The 314-nt window shown below is 36.6% G+C and carries 1 protein-coding gene and 1 pseudogene; both read right to left on the reverse strand.

Translation table 11 applies throughout. The features are described 5' to 3' along the window. Positions 1–122 (reverse strand): annotated as a pseudogene (locus tag ACSG5Z_RS30150) (ATP-binding cassette domain-containing protein); the annotation flags it as partial. Positions 123–128: 6 nt separating this feature from the next. Next, a partial coding sequence (locus ACSG5Z_RS30155; RefSeq protein WP_503827184.1) for a GntR family transcriptional regulator occupies positions 129–314 on the reverse strand: 186 nt, incomplete at its 5' end.

Below are 314 nucleotides of genomic sequence, written 5' to 3' on the forward strand. Positions count from 1 at the left end.
TTCGTACTGTTCCCTGCGCCATTCGGTCCGACAAATCCCATAATATATCCGCGTGGTAACGTAAAACTTATATTTTTCACTGCAAAATCTTGATAACTTTTACAAACATTTTTTAGCTCTAACTTCTCTTATTCCCCCTCATATAAACACGCAATCATCTGCTGTAAATCTTCAAGTGAAAGCTGCAACGCTTTACTTTCATTTACAATCACTTCCGCTTTACTTTCCAATAGACGAAGCCTTTGTTCTTTTAGTAGTTCATTATTTTTACGTGAAACATAAGTCCCCTTCCCAGCAACAGTTTCTATATATCC

This window comes from Bacillus pretiosus (assembly GCF_051294775.1).
Taxonomy (GTDB): domain Bacteria; phylum Bacillota; class Bacilli; order Bacillales; family Bacillaceae_G; genus Bacillus_A; species Bacillus_A wiedmannii.